The sequence below is a fragment of the Sphingopyxis sp. BSNA05 genome (assembly GCF_013265645.1).
GTDB lineage: Bacteria > Pseudomonadota > Alphaproteobacteria > Sphingomonadales > Sphingomonadaceae > Parasphingorhabdus.
On record NZ_PYIA01000060.1, the window covers coordinates 1 to 3,954 of the forward strand.

Genomic DNA, 3,954 nt, shown 5'->3' on the forward strand with positions numbered 1-3,954 from the left:
GGGCGGTTCAGCGGCAACCACCCCATCTCGTGAGACATCTTCTGCAGATTCCTGAAGCAGGAAGGAGATGTATCGATGACCAAGAAGGAAGAGCGCGACGTACAGCGCAAAGTGCATTATTCCCAGTGGTGATATTCAATATTTAGTTTGGCGTATTGTAAATAGTCATCTGTAGGGCACTATCTGCTTTATAGTATGCGGGGCCGAAGGTGCCGATTCGACCTCTGACGAAGCGCGTACGATATGGTTCAAACGTGATCTTTAGTATCGCGATTATAATGAAGTGGGAGGAAGTTTTATGTCGAATAATTTAAAGGCCTGTCGATCTTATTCCAAAATGTCGGCCGCCGGTGTCCGCTGGACACTGACGTCTGTTCTGGCGCTTTCAGTTGCAACCAATGCTTACGCACAGGACACTGCTATCAATGATGCTCAGGATTCCGAGGAAGTTTCTACGATCGAGCAATCCGATGGTCTTGGTGTAATTATCGTCACCGCGCGTAAGCGCAATGAGAATCTTCAGGATACACCGATTTCCATCACCGCATTCAGCGGCAAAGATCTTGCTGATCGACAAGTTAATAATGTGGGTGATCTTGGCCGATTTGCACCCAATGTGAGCTTGGAGCCGGTCGCTAATATATCCGGGAGCAGTGCCTCAATCACCACGTTTATTCGCGGTGTTGGGCAAACGGACTTCAATATCACGGTCGATCCGGGTGTTGGTTTATACTATGATGGGGTGTATATTGCTCGGACGGCTGGCGCGCTGCTCGATTTGGGTGATGTTCAGAGCGTACAGATTTTGCGTGGACCTCAAGGTACGCTTTTCGGCAAAAATACGATTGGCGGAGCGGTCATCGTAAATTCCAACCCTCCGTCTGATATTTTTGAACTTGAAGGCGAACTGGCTACGGGGCGCTTTAACCGATTTGACGCTCGTGGAATGATTAACGTTCCGCTCTCCGATAGGGTAGCTGTGCGAGCAACGATCGGACTTAATACGCGCGATGGGTATCAGCGCAGACTTTCTGATGGCGGACGTCACGGGAATTCTGACTCACTCGGTGGCCGTATTGCGATAAAAGCAGAATTGACAGACACGCTTACGGCTCAGCTGTCGTTTGATGCTAATCGGCGGCGCGAGCAATCTTCGGCTAATACCTTGCTTGAAGTGAATGAAGGTATAGCGCCAGGGGTTGGCGGCTTTCAGAGCTTCTTCTGGAACAAGGTTCTTCAGGGCGGGCAGTGCGGCGCGGTGGGCGCACCGGCACCCGATCTGCCAAATTGCTACACCGACCAGTGGCTTACGAACGATATTGACGAAACATGGGCATCCAATCGCAACGTTTCCGACTTTGATCTCTGGGGCACAAATTTGACGGTTGATTGGGAGTTGGGGCCAGTCACAGTTAAATCTATTACGGCCTACCGCGAAATGGAATCTAGTTTTTCTTTCGATTTCGACGGCTCGCCAATTCCACTCGGAGAAAGCTTCAACAATATCAGCCAGGAGCAGTTCTCGCAGGAGTTCCAGTTTACCGGTTCATTGTTTGATGATGTAGTAAAGTATACAGCGGGTCTCTATTATCTGAAGGAAACAGGATTTGACGATAACATCCTGACCTTTGCCTTTGCCGATTTCGTCAGTGGCGGCGACATCGACAACGACAGTTATGCGGCCTATCTGCAATTCACCGTCGATGTCACCGATCGCCTCTCGATCACTCCCGGCCTGCGCTACACCAACGAAACAAAGCGTTTTGATCCGAGTCGCCAGATCATTTCTGATGATCGAACAGGAGGTGATTTGTTGTTGCTTAGCCAATGCTTCGTATCGAGCACACCAACCATTCCTCCACAGCCCGGGTGTGTGGTTGATCCAACATTTAATCCTGGAGGAAATCATATCCTGCCAGCGTTTGAGGTATCGACCACGGCGAAGGAATGGACGCCTGCTGTAACGATTGACTACCAGATAACCGACGAGATAATGGGTTACGCTTCCTACTCAAAGGGGTTCAAGAGCGGCGGCTTCACCCAGCGAATTTTCCCTCCGGAACCAGCCGCCAGTGCATTTGCACCCGAATTTGTTGAAAGTTATGAGCTAGGCCTCAAGGCGGAGTTACTGGATCGCCGGCTGCGCTTGAATGGAGCAGTGTTTCAGTCTGATTATACTGACATTCAGATTGTCGTGAATGAAGGGATCGCACCTAAAGTCCGCAATGCTGGTGTAGCCAGAATTCGTGGGTTTGAGCTTGAGGCGCAGGCGTCGCTCGCAGATGGTATTCGTTTCGAAGGCGGTGTCGGATATCTTGATGCCTATTATCGTACTGTTTCGCCTACAGCAGCTCCGGTTACGATCAATAGCCGTTTTCCTCACGTTCCTAAATGGACGGCCTCGGCTGCTCTCAATGCCGATGTTATTGAAACAGATTTAGGCAAGCTTACTCTGCGCGGGGACTGGACCTACAAGGGTTCCCATTTCAAAGATGCGATCAACTCGCCATTGTTGTTTCAAAAAGGATATAGCGTCTTCGGGGCCAGTGCCACGTTTGAAGGTATTGACGAGCATTGGCGGTTGACGGCAGGTGTTACTAATCTGGGCGATCAGCGCTATTTGCTTGGTGGTTATTCTGATTTAACTCAATCCTCAGCAACTACCGGAACATTCTCTCGGCCTCGCGAATGGTTCTTGCGAGTTGGTTTCCGCTACTGATCTCAAGGAAGAAACTTGTCGTTAGCGGCAAATCTAGACGCCGAAGGTATATCTAACTGTCACATCTTTCATAGAAAGCCCCAAACAAATGACCCGCCCCAAACTAACAGTCGATGATATCCATGGTGCATGGGCGATCGTGCCTACGCCCTCAAAACCTAACGCAAGCGATTGGAAGGCTTCAGATACGGTTGATCTCGACGAGACAAAGCGGGTTGTCGAACAATTGATTGAGGCTGGCGTCAATGGAATTTTGTCACTCGGTTCGCTTGGGGAAGCGGCAACGCTGACCTGGGATGAAAAGCGGGATTTCATGGAGGCTCTGGTGAAAGCTGCTCGTGGCCGCGTTCCCGTGTTCGGAGGGACTAGTTCGCTTTCGACACGGGAAACGATATGGCAAACACGTGAAGCGGAAAAATCGGTGTGGATGGCGTTATGATCGGTCCCCCAATGTGGTGTGCTCCCGATGTTCCAACCGCAGTCCAGTTTTACCGTGACGTCGCTGAGGCATGCCCTGCGATGGCCATCTGTGTGTACGCCAATCCCGAAGCCTTCAAATTCGATTTCCCGCGGCCGTTCTGGGCTCAGGTTTCTGACATTCCTCAGGTTGTTACCGCGAAATATCTCGGAATTGGCGCACTGGTGCCTGATCTGAAGCTATCACAGAAGAAAATCCGTTTTTGCCTATCGATATTGATTATTATGCTGCTGCTCGCATTGATCCGGAGTTTTGCACCGCATTCTGGACTAGTGGTGCAGTTTGCGGACCGGCGCCTGTCATCAAATTACGTGATGAGGTTGCTAAGGCTAAAGAAACCGGTGCTTGGGGCGAAGCGCAAAAGATCACTGGTGACATTGGCTATACCTACCAGACCCTTTTTCCCAACGGTTCGTTCAAGGATTTTTCTTCTTATAATATAGGACTCGAAAAGGCGCGTATGGATACTGCTGGCTGGATGAAGGCCGGTCCTTGTCGTCCTCCATACACGATCATCCCCGAGGCATATCTCGAAGGGGGGCGAGAGTCAGGCAGACGCTGGGGTGAACTACACCGGCGTCTTGAGGATGAATGACTATGTCGAACAACCATATCATTGACTTCTATTTTGATTTCATGAGTCCATTTTCCTACTTGGCGCATCTACGACTTCCCAATTTGGCTCGTCAGTTTGAATGCAAGCTCGATTACCACCCTATAGATCTTCCCGCTGCAAAGCTGGCGGCTGGCAACACTG

4 protein-coding genes are annotated in these 3,954 nt (G+C 50.4%); all 4 read left to right on the forward strand.

All coding sequences use genetic code 11. The features are described 5' to 3' along the window. Positions 1-298 precede the first annotated feature (298 nt). Positions 299-2,719: a TonB-dependent receptor gene (locus tag C8024_RS06795; RefSeq protein ID WP_173203672.1), complete on the forward strand. Its 2,421-nt coding sequence runs from the start codon at positions 299-301 to the stop codon at positions 2,717-2,719. An 88-nt stretch (positions 2,720-2,807) separates the two neighbouring features. Then, a complete protein-coding gene (locus C8024_RS21170; protein ID WP_254305662.1) occupies positions 2,808-3,158 on the forward strand; it encodes a dihydrodipicolinate synthase family protein in 351 nt (116 codons plus the stop codon). A gap of 241 nt (positions 3,159-3,399) precedes the next feature. Then, complete coding sequence (locus tag C8024_RS21175) at positions 3,400-3,792, forward strand: hypothetical protein (RefSeq protein ID WP_254305663.1); 393 nt, start codon at positions 3,400-3,402, stop codon at positions 3,790-3,792. 2 nt (positions 3,793-3,794) lie between these two features. Beyond that, positions 3,795-3,954 (forward strand): DsbA family protein (locus C8024_RS06805; RefSeq protein ID WP_173203674.1); only part of this gene is annotated, 160 nt, incomplete at its 3' end.